The 16220-nt window shown below is 65.5% G+C and carries 20 protein-coding genes; 8 read left to right on the top strand and 12 right to left on the bottom strand.

Translation table 11 applies throughout. The features are described 5' to 3' along the window. Window positions 1-5: 5 nt before the first annotated feature. Genes HF886_RS15645 through kdpF form a run of 4 tightly spaced genes read right to left on the bottom strand, consistent with a single transcriptional unit; the run spans window position 6 to window position 4632 of the window. Entirely contained in the window at window positions 6-665 is a 660-nt protein-coding gene (locus HF886_RS15645) for a potassium-transporting ATPase subunit C (RefSeq protein ID WP_169620990.1), read from the bottom strand. Window positions 666-670: 5 nt separating this feature from the next. Then, complete coding sequence (kdpB, locus tag HF886_RS15640; protein ID WP_169652806.1) at window positions 671-2770, bottom strand: potassium-transporting ATPase subunit KdpB; 2100 nt, start codon at window positions 2768-2770, stop codon at window positions 671-673. Window positions 2771-2825: 55 nt separating this feature from the next. After that, on the bottom strand, window positions 2826-4526 hold the full coding sequence (gene kdpA / locus HF886_RS15635; protein WP_169652805.1) for a potassium-transporting ATPase subunit KdpA: 1701 nt from the start codon (window positions 4524-4526) through the stop codon (window positions 2826-2828). 7 nt (window positions 4527-4533) lie between these two features. Then, window positions 4534-4632 (bottom strand): K(+)-transporting ATPase subunit F, encoded by a 99-nt coding sequence (kdpF, locus tag HF886_RS15630; protein ID WP_169620987.1) that lies wholly within the window; start codon window positions 4630-4632, stop codon window positions 4534-4536. 295 nt (window positions 4633-4927) lie between these two features. Between kdpF and HF886_RS15625 the strand changes: the two genes are divergently transcribed. After that, window positions 4928-5689 carry a class I SAM-dependent methyltransferase gene (locus tag HF886_RS15625; protein ID WP_169652804.1) on the top strand — a complete coding sequence of 254 codons (762 nt, stop codon included), beginning with the start codon at window positions 4928-4930 and terminating at the stop codon, window positions 5687-5689. Here the strand turns inward: HF886_RS15625 and HF886_RS15620 are convergent, their stop codons facing one another. Together HF886_RS15620 and HF886_RS15615 are read right to left on the bottom strand one after the other, a co-directional pair. Further along, the gene (locus HF886_RS15620; protein WP_169620985.1) at window positions 5690-6109 is read right to left on the bottom strand and encodes a VOC family protein; all 420 of its coding nucleotides are present in this window, start codon (window positions 6107-6109) and stop codon (window positions 5690-5692) included. After that, on the bottom strand, window positions 6106-6390 hold the full coding sequence (locus HF886_RS15615; RefSeq protein ID WP_169620984.1) for a metalloregulator ArsR/SmtB family transcription factor: 285 nt from the start codon (window positions 6388-6390) through the stop codon (window positions 6106-6108). The genes HF886_RS15620 and HF886_RS15615 overlap by 4 nt, the downstream gene beginning before the upstream one ends. A 94-nt stretch (window positions 6391-6484) precedes the next feature. On the opposite strand from HF886_RS15615, the gene HF886_RS15610 reads away from it, so the two are divergent. Further along, window positions 6485-6937, top strand: coding sequence for a PPOX class F420-dependent oxidoreductase (locus HF886_RS15610; RefSeq protein ID WP_169652803.1), 453 nt, complete (start codon window positions 6485-6487; stop codon window positions 6935-6937). Between the two features lie 25 nt (window positions 6938-6962). Here HF886_RS15610 and HF886_RS15605 read toward each other — a convergent pair whose 3' ends face one another. From HF886_RS15605 to HF886_RS15595, 3 genes are all read right to left on the bottom strand, one after another. Beyond that, window positions 6963-8300, bottom strand: coding sequence for a cyclopropane-fatty-acyl-phospholipid synthase family protein (locus HF886_RS15605; RefSeq protein ID WP_169652802.1), 1338 nt, complete (start codon window positions 8298-8300; stop codon window positions 6963-6965). Window positions 8301-8362: 62 nt separating this feature from the next. Further along, the gene (gene zapE / locus HF886_RS15600) at window positions 8363-9388 is read right to left on the bottom strand and encodes a cell division protein ZapE (RefSeq protein WP_346765385.1); all 1026 of its coding nucleotides are present in this window, start codon (window positions 9386-9388) and stop codon (window positions 8363-8365) included. Between the two features lie 84 nt (window positions 9389-9472). Continuing rightward, a complete protein-coding gene (locus HF886_RS15595; protein ID WP_240955169.1) occupies window positions 9473-9895 on the bottom strand; it encodes a low molecular weight phosphatase family protein in 423 nt (140 codons plus the stop codon). A 65-nt stretch (window positions 9896-9960) separates the two neighbouring features. Between HF886_RS15595 and HF886_RS15590 the strand changes: the two genes are divergently transcribed. Together HF886_RS15590 and arsB are read left to right on the top strand one after the other, a co-directional pair. Then, window positions 9961-10362, top strand: coding sequence for a metalloregulator ArsR/SmtB family transcription factor (locus HF886_RS15590; RefSeq protein ID WP_169620980.1), 402 nt, complete (start codon window positions 9961-9963; stop codon window positions 10360-10362). A 35-nt stretch (window positions 10363-10397) separates the two neighbouring features. Beyond that, on the top strand, window positions 10398-11438 hold the full coding sequence (arsB, locus tag HF886_RS15585; protein ID WP_169652876.1) for an ACR3 family arsenite efflux transporter: 1041 nt from the start codon (window positions 10398-10400) through the stop codon (window positions 11436-11438). 69 nt (window positions 11439-11507) lie between these two features. Here the strand turns inward: arsB and HF886_RS15580 are convergent, their stop codons facing one another. Then, entirely contained in the window at window positions 11508-12014 is a 507-nt protein-coding gene (locus HF886_RS15580) for an ArsI/CadI family heavy metal resistance metalloenzyme (protein ID WP_169620979.1), read from the bottom strand. A 95-nt stretch (window positions 12015-12109) separates the two neighbouring features. On the opposite strand from HF886_RS15580, the gene HF886_RS15575 reads away from it, so the two are divergent. Further along, on the top strand, window positions 12110-12469 hold the full coding sequence (locus tag HF886_RS15575) for an Rv2640c family ArsR-like transcriptional regulator (RefSeq protein WP_169620978.1): 360 nt from the start codon (window positions 12110-12112) through the stop codon (window positions 12467-12469). Window positions 12470-12489: 20 nt separating this feature from the next. Here the strand turns inward: HF886_RS15575 and HF886_RS21290 are convergent, their stop codons facing one another. Then, entirely contained in the window at window positions 12490-12624 is a 135-nt protein-coding gene (locus HF886_RS21290) for a hypothetical protein (protein ID WP_277350460.1), read from the bottom strand. Between the two features lie 361 nt (window positions 12625-12985). Between HF886_RS21290 and HF886_RS15570 the strand changes: the two genes are divergently transcribed. From HF886_RS15570 to HF886_RS15560, 3 genes are all read left to right on the top strand, one after another. Next, entirely contained in the window at window positions 12986-13909 is a 924-nt protein-coding gene (locus HF886_RS15570; RefSeq protein WP_169652800.1) for a lactate dehydrogenase, read from the top strand. Between the two features lie 200 nt (window positions 13910-14109). Beyond that, window positions 14110-14943, top strand: a complete 834-nt coding sequence (locus tag HF886_RS15565) for a DUF3626 domain-containing protein (protein WP_346765384.1) — start codon at window positions 14110-14112, stop codon at window positions 14941-14943. Between the two features lie 84 nt (window positions 14944-15027). Then, a complete protein-coding gene (locus HF886_RS15560; protein ID WP_169652798.1) occupies window positions 15028-15345 on the top strand; it encodes an NIPSNAP family protein in 318 nt (105 codons plus the stop codon). Window positions 15346-15402: 57 nt separating this feature from the next. Here HF886_RS15560 and HF886_RS15555 read toward each other — a convergent pair whose 3' ends face one another. Then, the gene (locus HF886_RS15555; RefSeq protein WP_346765389.1) at window positions 15403-16170 is read right to left on the bottom strand and encodes a hypothetical protein; all 768 of its coding nucleotides are present in this window, start codon (window positions 16168-16170) and stop codon (window positions 15403-15405) included. Between the last annotated feature and the right edge of the window lie 50 nt (window positions 16171-16220).

Here is a 16220-nt window from a genome sequence, read left to right as displayed (position 1 = left end):
CGCCATCATCCACCCGAGGTGTCACCGGCACAGTCCGGGGCGGTGGAGCCCAGCGCGACGTTGAGACCGGGAACATCGACGCGCTCGGCGCCGAGGAACCCGAGTTGACGCCCCTCCGTGTGCTCGGCGACAAGGCGCCGGACGTCACCGTCGGGAACGCCGAGCGCGGCGGCGACCCGCGGTACCTGGATCGCGGCGTACGCGGGTGAGATGTGCGGGTCGAGGCCCGAACCCGAACCCGTGACCGCGTCGACCGGGACGTCCTCGGGAGCAACACCCTCGCGGAGGGCGATCGCGGCGCGTCGTTCCTCCACGAACCGCGCCAGCACCTCGCTGCTGGGTCCCTGGTTCGACGGCAGAGCCGCGGCCGGATCACCGGGAGCGTACGGATCGTCGTCCGCGACCGACCCGACGACGCGCAGGTGGAAGTAGGGATCGGGTTCCCCGGCAGCCACCTGCGGATCGACTCCGACGAGTTCGCTGCCGACAATGCACCCGGCCGAATCCGCCAGTGGTGATCCTTCCGCGGCGTGGGTGTCGATCCGGCTCACCGCCCACACCGCTGCCGGGTATGCGAAGCCGACGATGGCGGTGAGTGCGACCAGCACGATGGCACCCGCCTTCAGTTGCCGCACGAAGCCGAGCACGAAATTTCCTTGACTCATGACATTCACCCGATTCCCGGAACGAGACGCACGACGAGGTCGATCAGCCAGATGCCCACGAAGGGTGTCACTACGCCGCCGACGCCGTAGACCAGCAAGTTTCGCCCCAAGAGCGACGATGCGGCGGCGGGGCGGTACCGCACACCTTTGAGTGCGAGCGGGATGAGCGCGACGATGACGAGCGCGTTGAAGATCACCGCCGAGAGGATCGCGGACTGTGGCGTCGCGAGTCCCATGATGTTCAGCGCAGCCAACTGCGGATAGATGCCGCTGAACAGCGCCGGCAGGATGGCGAAGTACTTCGCGAGGTCGTTGGCCAGCGAGAACGTCGTCAGAGCGCCACGCGTGATGAGCAGTTGCTTGCCGATCTCGACGATGTCGATCAGTTTGGTGGGATCGGAGTCGAGGTCGACCATGTTCCCCGCTTCCTTGGCGGCGGAGGTGCCGGTGTTCATCGCCACCCCCACGTCGGCCTGGGCAAGCGCGGGAGCATCGTTGGTGCCGTCACCCGTCATCGCGACGAGGCGGCCCCCCTCCTGTTCGGAGCGAATCAGCGCGAGCTTGTCCTCCGGCGTCGCTTCGGCGAGGAAGTCGTCGACGCCCGCTTCTGCCGCAATGGATTTCGCCGTCAGCGGATTGTCGCCGGTGACCATCACGGTGCGGATACCCATCGCGCGGAGCTGTGCGAACCGCTGCGCCATACCGGGTTTGACCACGTCGGAGAGTTCGACGACACCCAGCACCGACGCGCTGGTGCCCGACACGCGCGCAACGACGAGGGGAGTTCCGCCCCTGCGGGCGATGTCCGTCACGAGATCGGTGACTGCGACAGGCACTGTCGTCCCGAACTGTGCGGTCCAGCGGCCGACCGCGTCGGCGGCGCCCTTGCGGATACGCACCGCCGTGCCGTCCGCCTCGGTGAGGTCGAGTCCGCTCATCCTGGTGTGCGCGCTGAACGGCACGAATTCCGCGTCGGCGCCGGCCCCGGTGGGTCCGGGATCGAGACGGTACTGCTCGGCGCACAGTTCGACGATGCTGCGTCCCTCCGGTGTTGTATCGGCAAGACTCGACAGTCGCGCGGCGCCGGCCACCTCGGCCTCCGTCACTCCGGGTGCGGGGTGCAGTGCGGTCGCGCGGCGGTTGCCGAAGGTGATCGTCCCGGTCTTGTCCAGGAGCAGGGTGTCGATGTCTCCTGCGGCCTCGACGGCGCGCCCGGACATCGCCAGCACGTTGCGCTGCACGAGACGGTCCATTCCAGCGATACCGATAGCCGACAGCAGCGCACCGATGGTGGTGGGGATCAGGCAGACCAGCAATGCGATCAATTCGACCGGGCCCTGCTCGGCACCGGCGTAGGCACTCATGGGACCGATGGCCACGACGGCGAACAGGAACACGATCGTCAGTGCTGCGAGGAGGATGTTGAGCGCGATCTCGTTCGGGGTCTTCCGCCGAGATGCACCTTCCACGAGCGCGATCACGCGGTCCACGAACGTGTGGCCCGCAGGAGCGGTGATCCCCACGACGATACGGTCGGACAACACGGTAGTGCCTCCGGTGACCGCGCAGCGATCCCCACCCGACTCGCGGATGACCGGCGCGGACTCGCCGGTGATCGCGGACTCGTCGACTGTCGCGATTCCTTCGATGACGTCGCCGTCACCGGGGATCGTTTCACCGGCCTCCACGACGACGAGATCTCCGACCTTCAATTCGGTAGCCGGTACGGTCTCTTCCGAGCCAGACGGCAGCAGGCGACGAGAGACGGTGTTCTGCTTCGCCTTCCGGAGGCTCGCCGCTTGGGCTTTGCCCCGCCCCTCGGCAACCGATTCGGCCAGGTTCGCGAACAACACCGTGAACCACAACCACAGTGCGATCAGCCAGGAGAAGACGGTGGACTCCACGATCGCCGCACCGGTCGCGATCGCCGAACCGACCAGGACGACGAACATCACCGGGTTGCGTGCCATGTGCCGGGGATCGAGTTTGCGCACTGCACCCGGCACGGATTCGATCAGTTGCCGGGGCGAGAACAGACCGCCGGCGATGCGGGGGGCGGGCGCGGTTACGTCGTCCTCCCGAGGGCGTCGAAGTTCGATGGTCACCGAGACATCTCCAGGGTGTAAGTGGTGATGGAGCAGAATGAACGGAACGTCGAAGTCATTGCAGGGCCTCGGCAATCGGCCCCAGCGCCAGCGCGGGGAAGAACGTGAGTGCCGCGACGAGGACCACCGTGCCGGTGAGCAGACCCGCGAATGCGACGCCGGTGGTGGGAAGCGTTCCGGCGCCCGCGGGGATCCGGCGTTGCGCCGCGAACGACCCGGCCAGAGCGAGCACGAACAGGATGGGGAGGAATCGCCCGAAGAGCATGCACATCCCGAGCGAGGCCTGGAACCAGTCACTGGTCACGGTGAGACCGCCGAAGGCGCTGCCGTTGTTGTTCGCTGCCGATGCGTAGGCGTACAACACTTCTCCGAACCCATGAATAGCCCCGGGTGTACCGGGTTCGCCGGAGTTACCCAGGAATCCGGTGGTGGACGACAGGATCACGGCGACGGCCGTGCCGGTCAGCACCAGTGCGGGCATCACCAGCACCGTCAGAGCGGCGAGGGTGATTTCGCGCCTGCGAAGTTTCTTGCCCAGGAACTCCGGCGTGCGGCCCACGAGCAGACCACCTACGAATACGGCGATCACGGCAAGCACCAGAATCCCGTAGAGGCCACTGCCCACCCCGCCGGGAGCGATCTCACCGAACAGCATGTTCAGCAGCACGGTGCCGCCGCCGAGGGGCGACATGCTGTCGTGTGCCGAATTCACTGCGCCGGTGCTGGTACCGGTCGTCGACACGGCGAACAGCACGGATCCGGGGATGCCGAACCGGACCTCTTTGCCTTCCATCGTTGCGCCGGCGGCCGTGGCAGCAGCCCCGCGAGTACCGGACTCGGCAGCGGAAGCCAACGCGAGCATCGTCCCGAACAACAGCGCCATCACTCCCAGGACCGTCAATCCCTGACGCCTGTTCCCGACCAGGGTGCCGAACGTGCGGGTGAGCGCCACCGGAATCAGCAGGATCGCGATGATCTGGACGATATTGCTGACCGGAGTAGGGTTTTCGAACGGATGGGCCGAGTTTGCCGCCAGCACGCCGCCGCCGTTGGTGCCCAGGAGTTTGATCGCTTCCTGCGATGCGACGGGCGCGAGGGCAGTGGTGAATCCGTTGCCGTCCACACCGACCGCGTCGAACCCGGAGCGATAGGACTGGATGACGCCCTGGGTGAGCAGGATCAAAGCGATGACGAACGCGAGCGGCATCAGAATGCGGAGTGTGCCCCGGGTGAGATCGACCCAGAAGTTTCCGATTTCGCCACCCCGTGCGGCTCGCACGATGCCACGGATGAGAGCGATCGCGACGGCCATGCCTACCGCGGCCGACACGAAGTTCTGCACGGCGAGCCCGACCGACTGGGTCACGGGGCTCATCGTGGTTTCCGGAACGTAGGACTGCCAGTTGGTGTTGGTGACGAACGAGATCGCAGTGTTGAACGCGACCGGGGGGCTGACGCCGGACAGTCCGTGATCGAGCGGCAGAAGACCCTGGACGCGCTGCAGCAGGTACAAGCCCAGAACGCTCGCCAGCGAGAACCCGAGCACGCTGCCCGCGTACCCGTACCAGGTCTGCTCGGCGCGCGGATCGATCCGGCCCAGCCGGTAGATCAGCGACTCCACCCTCCCGTCTCCCGAACGGAGATCGGGATCGGTGGTGTAGACCCGCGCCATGTAGTCACCGAGCGGAACGTATGCCAGTGCAAGAACAGCCACGACGAGGGCGAGTTGCAGCGCCGCAGCAATAGCAGGATTCATCGGACGGTCAGAACCTCTCGGGGTCGAGCAGCGCGGCGAGCAGATAGATCACCAGTGCCGCGGCGATCAGGACGAGCACGACGCTCGTCGCTCCGGCCCAGGTCATCGGTTCTCACCGTCCGACCGCAGAGCGCGCAGCACCAGCGCGCACGTAACGAATCCCGCGAGGATCAGCACCACATACGCGGTGTCTGCCATGTCGTCTTCCCTTGTCGTCGGCGCAGTGAGCGCCGGTCGGCGCCCGAAATGCCACGCTGGCACTCCTCCGGGCCGGCGACGTGGATCCATGCGGAATCCTGACGCCCCGAGGTACCGTTCCTAACGTTTTCCTTACGGCGCACAGCCCCGACGGTCGACTACTGGCTGGTGGGTACGCCGGCCACCCACGGAAGGGGACGAGCGTGTCCGAGGCAGAGGGAGGGCCACCGAAGAACTGGTTCGATCGGGGCGGCGAGGCGTACGCACGGTTCCGTCCCGAGTACCCCGCCGGCCTGGCGAGGTTCTTGGCGTCCCTTGCTCCGTCGTATGGGCTCGCGGTCGATGCCGGTTGCGGAAACGGCCAGCTGACAACACAACTCGTCCCGTACTTCGATACGGTCGTCGGGTCGGACCCCAGCGTCGATCAACTTCGCAATGCTCGTGCGGCCGAAGGGGTTCGGTATGTCGTCGCCGCCGCCGAGAACATGCCGATCCTCGACCGGAGCACCGCGTTGATCACGGCAGCGCAGGCGGCACACTGGTTCGATCGGCGTGCGTTCTATTCCGAGGTGCGCCGGATCGCGGCCGATCAGGCGGTGCTCGCGCTCGTCAGTTACGGCGTGATGCAGTTCGGGCCGGACCTCGACGCGCGATTCCAGGACTTCTACCGGTTCGAGATCGGACCGTACTGGTCTCCGGAACGGCGACTCGTCGACAACGGATACGCCGATATCGAATTCCCGTTCACGGAGGTCCCGGCACCGCCGATGGAGATCCACCAAGAGTGGGCCGTGGACGACACACTCGGCTATATCTCGACGTGGTCTGCCGTACGTGCCGTCGAAGCCGCCCAGCAGACGCCGATGCTCCACTCCTTCGCGGCGGACCTGCGCAGCCTCTGGGGTGAGCCGACCCGGAGACGGCGGATCACCTGGCCGGTGACCGTGCGACTCGGGGTGCTGTGATCACTGCGGAAGTGGTGCTTCACCCACCGGATCCGGCTTCGGCGCGACGATCTGGATGAGATTGCCGCAGGTGTCGTCGAAGACCGCGACGATTACCATGCCGATATCGGTCGGCGGCTGCGTGAAGACAACCCCTTGTGCGGTCAGCCGCGCAAACTCGGCGTCGACATCGTCGACTGTGAACTGCGCCAAGGGAATTCCGTCCTCCACCAGTGCATCCCGGTAGGGCTTCACGGCGGGGTGATGCGACGGCTCGAGCAGCAGTTCGGGACCGTCCGGAGCATCGGGTGAGACGACGGTGAGCCACCAGTCGTCACCGAGAGGAATCTCGTGGCGTTTCGTGAATCCCAGCACTTCGGTATAGAACTCGAGGGCTGCCCTCTGGTCGTCGACGTACACGCTCGTCATGTCGAGTCTCATGGTTCTCTTCCTTCGCCGATGGGCCATCGCCTGGTGATCTCGGTGAGTGGCTCCGAATTGAAGTAGTGGAACTTGGACCTGCCCCGTCGCTCGGTGACGACCAGCCCGGCCGACTCCAGAACGCCGAGGTGCTGCGAAATCGCCTGGCGTGTAAGGCCGAGCCCGTGCTCCATCGTGAGACGGGAACAGATTTCGAACAGTGTCTTGCCGTCGCTCGCCGCCAATTCGTCGAGAATGATGCGCCTCGTCTCGTCGTCGAGCGCACGATAGACGGTGACCACCTCCCCACTATAGGCAAGTCAGCGCTTGCCTATCAATACTTTCCGGCGCAGAATCCACGGTGGGACGACGACGCCCCCGAGCGAAAGGTCCGACATGCCTCGCACAGCCACTGCCGACAAGGTCGAGCGCGACGAACTTCTCGAGTTTCTCCGTCCACGCCACCGAGGGGTCCTCACGACGTTCCGTGCGGACGGGAGTCCCCAGATGTCGCCCGTCACCTGCGGCCTCGATGCCGAGGGGAACATCGTCGTCTCCACCTATCCGCAACGAGCCAAGTCCCACAATGTCCGGCGGGACCCCCGCGTGTCGGTGTGTGTGCTGTCGGACGACTGGGACGGACCGTATGTGCAGGTCGATGGACATGCCGAAGTCCTGGACATGCCCGACGCACTGGACGGACTGGTCGAGTACTACCGGAGCATCGCGGGGGAACACCCGGACTGGAACGAATACCGCGAGGCCATGGCCCGCCAGAACAAGTCGCTGATCCGCATCCGCATCGAGCGCTGGGGACCGGTAGCCACCGGAGGGTTTCCGCCGTCGTGACCTCTTCGAACCGTCCCGGACGCGGTCAGGGGGCTTCGGCAGCGTCCGGCTCACGCGTCGTCGACGCGGGGGCGAGCCACTGTGATCGCGTCCGGGGCACACCGCTCGCTCCGTCGTCTGCGGGACGCACGGCGAGCACCTGGTGGATGGTGAGCCTGCCGGGTTCCTCGAATCCGAGAGCGCTGGCCACGAGATACAGCAGCCATGTGCGCGCTCGTTCGGCACCGACGGAGGCGACAGCATCGTCCCACGATTCCTGCAGGTGGCGCACCCATTCCCGGAGCGTGAGCGCATAGTGCTCGCGCAATGCCTCGCTGTCGCGCACTTCGAGACCGACCTGCTCGAACGCGTCCACGGTGCGGCTCAGCGGCAGGATCTCGCCATCGGGAAAGATGTAGTTCTGGATCAGGCCCGGCTTGTCGTTACCGCCGGGATCTCGGGTGCTGACCGCGGCGATGGCGTGGTTCAGCAGCCGACCCTGTGGCCGCAACAGTCCGTGCAGTGTGGCGGCGTAGGTGGGCAGCGCGGCATCCCCGACGTGCTCCGACATCCCGATACTCGAGATCGCGTCGAACGGCCCGTCGTCGACATCGCGGTAATCCTGGACACGGAACTCGAGCCGATCCGACAGGCCCGCCTCCGCTGCGGCTTTCCGTGCCCACGCCGCCTGTTCGCGGCTCAGCGTCACGCCGACCACGTCGACGCCGTAGTGGCGCGCAGCGTGGATCGCCATCGACCCCCACCCACAGCCCACATCGAGCAGTCGCATCCCCGGCCGTAAGCCGAGTTTGCGGCACACCAGGTCGAGCTTGGCGCGCTGCGCGGCGTCCAGACCGTCGGCCGTCTCGTCCCAGTACGCGCACGAATACACCATGCTCGGACCGAGAAAAATCCGGTAGAACGCGTTGCCGACGTCGTAATGGTGCGACACCGACGACGCGTCGCGGGCGCGACTGTGCTTGATGCCGCGCCGGCGCGGTACCTCGACCGCGGGCGGTCGCGGCCGCAGCCCGACGCCGCCGAGACGGGCCAACTCCCAGACACCGCCGAGTGCCCGGCGGGCGTCCCGGATATCGAACGCCCCGACCCGGTTCACAAGACCGGGCAGTGACAACAGCGCGTACACGTCGCCGTCGATCTCGAGGTCGCCGGCGATATACGCGCGCACCAGTCCCAGTTCGCCCGGCGACCACAACACTCTGCGGATCGCGCGGCGGTTGCGGAACACCACCGTCGCGGGCGAGTCCGGCCCACTGACGGAACCGTCCCAGCATCGAACCCGCACGGGCACTCGGATACCCAGGATCTTTTCGAATGCGTCTCGTACCCGGACGGCTGCGGACCGCGTGGTGTCGGCGTTCATCGCTCGACGGTAAACGACACGAGGTCGGGCGTCTCCCGATCCGGAAAGTCGGCGGAACGTGCTTACGGTTCGTGTGCCGCAGTTCCCAGTTGTCCTAGCCTGCTCACGATCCGTGCGATATCGACGGGAAGCCGAGCACCGCCGACGAGGCTGTCCACCGACGTGGCCGCGAGGAAAACCGGAGTCACGTCTCGGTCATAGAGCACGTCGACGACGTTGGCGAAACGCTGGGCCGGTTCCCTCCCGACGGTGCGAAGATCCGGCACACCGTCGATCACCCAATCGAAGTGGTGCGCCGCGAGCGCGAGATAGTCGACCGGGGCGGTGGTGGTTCCGCAGAGTTCGCCGAAATCGAACCAGAGAGAATGTCCCGTGGCCCGGCGGACATGCACAGGGTGGCCCGCCGGGGTGAGGATTCGCCGCTCGTCGGGGTGTGGTGAGCGGAGCCCGAGACGAGCACGTTGTTCGGCCGTTCCCGGCGAGACCCACCATCCGGCGGCGAACCCTGCCTCGTGCCGGGATGTGGTGCGGTAGTCGAGAGCACCGTCGATCTCGACGACCGCCAGGGAACTCTCGATCAATTCGATCGTGGGGAGGAAGTCGTCGTGGAACAGCGGGTTGGGAAGCAAGGACCTGGGCGGGTAATTCGAGGTCAGAACTACCCGGACGCGCCGGTCGAGAAGCGCGGGCATCAACCGGGCGATGAACTTTCCGTCAGCCGGGTCGTGAACGTGGAATTCGTCGAAGCACAGTAGGTCCACGTCGTGCAGCAGTTCGTCCAAGGCGGCCGAAAGGTTGCTGCGGTGTCGCCGGATGGCGAGGTGCAGATCGCGGAAGAACTCGTGGAAGTGGATGCGCTTCTTCCGGTCGGTCGGTACTGCGGCGAAATAGGTTGCCATCAGCCAACTCTTGCCCCTGCCCACGGGACCCCAGAGATACACGTTCCGGTCGGAGTCCGCGAGGACCTCGGCCGCACGCTGTTGTGCGGCGTCGAGAGCGAAGCCCAATTCTTGTGCAGTCGTGTCGAACACCGACATGGTCACCCCGAGCGCACGACGAGGCGGCGGTGTTCCGAATCTCCTGCGCACGGTCGAACCCTAACGCCCGCGGGCGACGGCGAGACCGAGATTTCACTCACGCTCGCCCTGGGTGGCCCACGGGAACGAGTCGGGTTATCGTCCGTCCGCGGCCGTGAGCAACCGGGCGGTGAGTTCGTCGACGCGCGCGGCGATGTCGTCGCGGACCAGACGCATACGCTCGATCCCGTCGATACCGCGCTCCGACGGTTCGTCGGTGATCCAGTCCTCCACGACGACGGTGGCGGGCGCATCGACGCGGGCTTCACTGCCCAGGGTGACGACCAGGTCCACCTCGCTCAGGAGATGCGGATCGATCGGCTTGGGATACTCGCCGGCGGTCGGTGCGCCGACCTCGTCGAGTACCTGCACCGACAAGGCGTTGAGGGACGATCCGGGCGCTGTGCCGGCCGAATGGACGCCCACGCGGTCGCCGGCGGACTTGCGCATGAGCGCTGCCGCCATCTGGGACTTTCCGCCGTTCTTGACACACACGAACAGCACCGAAGCAGTGGACAAGATAGAAGGTCCTTTCCGGCGAGGCCCATTTGACGCGTTGTATCGATGAACGTCAATATAGACATATGTCGAATCAGTTGTCGAGCGTGGTCGCGCCATGCTGCCCGCCGATCGGGCGTGAGCCGTTGTCCTCCGAGCGAGCTGCCGACCTGGGCCGGATGTTCAGAGCGCTCGGTGATCCGGTGCGCTTGCGAATGCTCAGCATGGTCGCGAGCCACGAGGGTGGCGAGGCATGCGTGTGCGACATCAGTCCCGCTTTCGACCTGGCGCAGCCCACCATTTCCCACCACCTCAAGGTGTTGCGCGAAGCCGGGTTGCTGGACTGTGAGCGTCGCGGCACCTGGGTGTACTACCGAGTGGTCCCCGCCGCTCTCGAAGAACTGTCCGCAGTGCTGGCGATCGAATCCGGAGCGCTGCCCGCCTCGTCCTGCTCGCCGAACGACCCACTCCAGGAGACACTCTCGTGACCGCCACCACCGGACGTCCGCCGGTCGTCGGCAAGATGTCGACCCTCGACCGGTTCCTGCCCGTCTGGATCGGCGTCGCCATGGTCGCCGGTCTCCTGCTGGGCCGCATGATCCCCGGACTCGGGGACGCATTGAGCGTCATCGAGATCGATGGCATCTCCTTGCCGATCGCACTGGGTCTGCTGATCATGATGTATCCGGTGCTGGCGAAGGTCCGCTACGACCGCCTCGACACGGTCACCGGCGACCGCACCTTGCTGATCTCGTCGCTGGTGCTCAACTGGGTGCTCGGCCCCGCCCTGATGTTCGCGCTTGCGTGGTTGCTGCTCCCGGACCTGCCGGAGTACCGCACGGGCTTGATCATCGTCGGACTGGCGCGGTGCATCGCGATGGTGATCATCTGGAACGACCTCGCGTGTGGTGATCGCGAGGCTGCTGCCGTGCTGGTCGCGATCAATTCCGTCTTCCAGGTCGTCATGTTCGCCGTGCTCGGCTGGTTCTACCTCTCGGTGCTGCCCGGCTGGCTCGGGCTCGAGCAGACCACGCTCGATGTGTCGCCGTGGCAGATTGCCGGATCGGTATTGATCTTCCTCGGCATCCCCCTGGTCGCCGGTTTCCTGACGCGGCACTTCGGCGAGAAGGCCAAGGGCCGGGAGTGGTACGAGACCCGGTTCATTCCGAAGATCGGCCCGTGGGCGCTGTACGGTTTGCTGTTCACGATCGTCATTCTCTTTGCGCTCCAAGGCGACCGGATCACGTCACAGCCCTGGGATGTCGCGCGGATCGCATTGCCGTTGCTGGCGTACTTCGCTCTCATGTGGGGCGGTGGTTACCTGTTCGGTGCCGCCGTGGGCCTCGGGTACGAGCGGACGACGACGCTCGCATTCACCGCCGCCGGTAACAACTTCGAGCTGGCGATTGCTGTGGCGATCGCGACGTTCGGCGTCACGTCGGGACAGGCACTGGCCGGAGTGGTTGGCCCGTTGATCGAGGTGCCGGTACTCGTTGCGCTCGTGTACGTCTCGCTCGCGCTGCGAAAGCGATTCGTCCGAGTCCCCGCCTCCACCGCATCCTGAATCACGCCGGACACCGGCAGCCCCCGTCCTCCCGGACACACACCCGGGAGGACGACCGGGGTTCGGGCGTCAGCAGCACGAAGTCGGCTGCTCCGCGGCGGCGCCGATGCCGGCGACGGGTTCGGTAGCGGCAGACGAGGCGGCCGAGCCACAACACGCTGCCGCACCGGAGTTTTCGTCCGCGAGCAGCGTGGGGCTGGTACCGAAGGTCTCGCTGTCGGCGAGCACGGTGTAGACCTCCCACTTCTCGCCGTCCGGGGCGGTGGCCCACACCTTGTCCTGCGTCGCGAAGCAGCACGTGGTGCCGATCTCCTCTTCGGTGAACAGTCCGGCATCGGTGAGCCGGGCGATCTCCTCGTGCACCTTCTCGCTGGATTCGACCTCGACGCCCAGGTGATTGAGCGAACCGCCCTTGCCGGGATTCTCGAGGAGCACCAACTTGAGCGGCGGTTCCGACAGGGCGAAGTTCGCATACCCGGGTCGGAGCTTGTTCGGCTCGGCACCGAACAACTTCGAGTAGAAAGCAACGGCCTCGGACAGGTCGTCGACGTTGAGTGCGAGCTGAGCGCGGGACATGGGAACCTCCACGTGTGAGACATACATCGAATTAGCGGCTTCCAGTGTGGTCCACCTTTTTGACATATGTCAAGGAGGTCGGCAGAATAGTTCCCATGCCCAAGGCACTGCCCGTCGTCGACATCACCACACCGATTTGCTGCGAACCGGTGTCCGCTGCCCCGATGAGCGGCAACGCTGCACTCGAAGTGGCGCTCCGCCTCAAAGCGCTGGCGGATCCGACCCGCATCCAGCTGATGTCGATCCTGCTCACCGACCCCGCCGGCGAAGTGTGCACATGCGACCTCGCCACGGCCGTCGACCTGGCGGAATCCACCGTCAGTCACCATCTCGGGCAGCTGCGGAAAGCCGGAATGGTGGAATCCACCCGCAACGGAATGAACGTCTACCACCGTGTACGAACGGACGCACTCGAAGCGCTGCGCGTCGTACTGGACCCGAACTGCTGCACCTGACACGGTGAACAGTGCCGGGCTCAGATGATGGCACCCTCGAAGAGGACGCTGTACAGGCCCAGTGCGATAAAGGTGATGACGTAGAGCGGCCCCCGGATGGGGTCTCCCTGGCTCGCACCCTCCTGAAGCCACGTGATGATCTCGACCGATCCCATGTTCCGCTCCTGACGTGGTAGTGACAGCCTTCACCGAACGAATCGGGGCCGAACGCGGCGTTGTTACAAGCGCATTCGCTTCCTTTCGTATACCGGCCAGCTGTCGGGATGCACGCGCAGGGTGCCGGCACGCCGGAAGACCGGCGTCGACGTCGATCTGGTCGTGCGGGATTCACTCCGGAAGCCGTGACCACGGTGTGTACTGGACTCGACGGAATGCCGAGCAAGCGGACCACCTCCGCACACGCTGAAGGCGCAGACCTACGGCAAGGATCCACAACGTGACAAGTATCCCCGGGCTTCGCGAAACACACTGCTGCACATCGGTTCCGATCCATCCGCCTCGTCCTCGGCGGCGGCCGTGAAGATCGGCGTGGTGGGGGTCGGCGCGGTCGGATCGGCTACCACCCTTGCACTGCTGGGCAGGGGGACCGCCAGGGAAATCGTGCTGGTGGACAAGAACGTGAAGCGGGCACAGGCAGTGGCGCTCGACATGCGCTACGGAACGCCGCTGGTTCCGCCGGTGGACGTGCGCGCCGGCGGGCGAGACGACCTCGATGGCGCGGATCTGTTGATCGTCACAGCGGGCGAGAACGAAGCCGCGGGCGGCGCGACCGACCGGAGCGACCCGGCGGGCCGACTGCGGTTGCTCGAACACAATGCCGGGGTATATCGGGAGTTGATCCCCGGACTCGTCGCGGCAGCACCGGACGCCACGATCATGGTGGTCACCGACCCGCCGGACCCCTTGGCCGACCTGACCCGTGTGCTGGCAGGGCACGACCGGGTGTTCTCCACCGGCACCGTGCTCGACAGTCTGCGCTTCCGGGTCCACCTCGGCGATCATCTCGGAGTCAGTCCCAGCGATATCCAGGCTTTCGTGATCGGCGAACACGGCACCAGCGAGGTGCTGCTCTGGTCGTCGGCCACCGCTGCGGGCGTGCCGGTACTCGACCTGCTGGCCGAGCAGGGTCAGCAGATCCGCGACCGGGTGGAGGCAGAAATCCGCTATGCCAACATCAACATCATCGAAGGGATCGGCGCGAGCCAGTACGGTATCGGCGCGGTGAGCGCACGACTGGCCGAAGCGGTTCTGCGCGACGAGCGGGCCGTCTTCACCGTCGCCGGATACCACCCGGAGTACCGAGTCACGATGTCGTTGCTTTCGGTGCTCGGCCGCGCCGGAGTAAGCCAGATGCATCAGCCCCCGATGACGGAACAGGAACGTGCCGCACTCGAAGCCAGCGCACACACCCTGCAACGCGCGGTCGAGACGATCCTCTGATTGTCGTCGGGTCGCGCACCGTGCGCGAGATCGTGCCGGCCCTCGATATTCGTGTCGGATCGACGGCTACTCCCGGAGTGGCGTGCAGCGCAATCGTGTTCAATCGGAGTGCGGGCGGCAGCTCGAGTCAGAATGCACTGTGCAACGGCGTGGTTGGAGTTGTAGCGTCGCACGGCGGGAGAGTGGGGATGGAGGGATCGGTGGATTCGGCCGAGGCCGCAGTTGCCCACGTACGTGCGTCGGCTGCGGGGGAGAGCATCGGCGGGTCGATGCGGGTGACGATGCATTTTCATCCGGATGCTCCGTACCGTGGGCTGTCGACGCTGTCCGCAATTGCCCGTCGTGGCGCCTATCTCTCGCAGTTCGAGACGAATACGGGCAATGGTGGACTCACGGCATTCGAAGGCGGTGATCGGTGGCGGTGGGAAAGCCGGATGTTCGGTGGTGTCTACGACTCCCGCCCGGCGTCGGATCGTCCCAAGTACGGCTCCCTCGACCGTCATTGCGATGGTTACGGTGGTTCGCCGCGGTTCGGGTCGTCGTACTTCGTGCTGGCTGAGCACACTCTCGAGCGCACCACGTTCTGCTTTCCCGACAGCGTGCACGAACCACAGTTGTTCGGGACCGCGGAGACATCGAGTCATCTGCTGCAGGCCGCGGCGGTTGCCGAGTTCGACGATCCGCTCGACCACTACATCGAGGCCCATGTGCACGGACCCATCAACATCGAATGTGACGTCGAGGCACTCGTTCTGGACCCGAGCTACCGAGGCACTCGGTTCGATGAGGTCGCAAGGACGATGCCCTGTGCTGTTCTGTGGCACGACGGTTACAGACTTGCGATAGAACAAGCCGAGGCTCATCCGGAGTACCGAGGGAACGCGGTGGTCCAGGTGGCTCGCTCGGTCGCCCGGCACGGGTGGATCACACCGTATTCACTCGGACCAGCTCGGGTGGGGAACGTCGACCCACAGGATCTGAAGAGAGTGTGGCACTACGTCGCCCGGTACGGCCGGAGAGCATCTGCGTGGTGACGGGCCGGTGCGCCTATGTGGAAGTCGCTGACCGGATTGTGATTCGTCCGCCCGAGTACACCCCTGCGGCATTACCCTCGCGTCATGATCACGTGCGTTGTGGAGTACACGATCGACCCGGCGAAAACCGACGACTTCGAGCGGTTCGCTCGCGCATGGATCGCGCTCGTCGACAAACACGGCGGTACCCACCACGGATACTTCCTTCCCGGTGAGGGTGCCAGCGACCGTGCGCTGGCTCTCTTCTCGTTCGAGTCCCTCGCCGCGTACGAGCGGTACCGCGCGTTGTTCGATTCCGACGACGAGTTTCGCGCGGCCAACGCGATCCGAGACCGGAGCGGCTGTGTGCTCCGTTACGAGCGCACCTTCATGCGGCCCATCTTCGATGGCAAACTGCCCTGAATTTCGTTGCAGTAGCGAAATCAACTGGGTCGGTGGTGGGTGCCGCGGGTGACATGCTTACAGCGTTTTGGGAAGGCAGTCCCGGGGGTTCCAAACCCCAGCCGGCGCGTCTTCGTGCCTGAGCTTGGTCAGCGGCAGAGTCGCAAGATGCTTCTGGAGCCGCTTCGACATAGGCCTAAAGGTGGCGAAGGTGAGGCCCCCCGAGACGGCCGCACCCACTAGCGGCACGACCTTTGCGGCGCTCTTCGCAAAGACCTGCTTGGTCATTTGAATGCCCAGCAGTGACGCCACCTTCTTGACCACCGGGTAGATGACACCCTTCGTTAGAGCCTGCTGCGGCAGCTTTCTGGTCAGTTCCTTTGCAATCATCGCGGACACCTGCGCCACACCGATCTGGGCCGCGTTCAACCCGACCATCACGCCGATAAACAGAGTGAGCATGCTCTCGGTCGCGGAGTCCAGTCCGTCGCCGTTGCTGTCGAAGAGTTCAGGCCAGCTGTAGATGTAGGCGAGTTTCTGGACGACGCGCAGGACGTGCCCGTAATACTGCGCGATGTCGGCCGGCACTGTGCCAAATGCAGCGATACCTCCGGGGATGCCGGTTAGTGTCGAGATCGCGGTGACCTTGCTTGTCTCGTACCTGATCACGCTGTTCGCGATCTTGTCGACCACGGCGAGAGAAACGCCCGCCTCTGCGGGCGTTTTGGCAATCGCTCGCTCGATCTGGTCCTGGGTGCAGAATCGCTTCAACTCGCTTCGGAGGTACGCTTCTCGGTTGATCTGCACGCCCGGCATCTGGGGTAAGTCCCGGGGAGTGGTGGGAATCGGCTGAGCGCATCCGGCCAGGTCCGCGGCGTGTCGCTCCCTCGCCGAGG

This window comes from Rhodococcus sp. 105337 (genome assembly GCF_012844225.1).
Taxonomy (GTDB): domain Bacteria; phylum Actinomycetota; class Actinomycetes; order Mycobacteriales; family Mycobacteriaceae; genus Rhodococcus.
This window is presented reverse-complemented; position numbering and strand designations above follow the sequence as displayed.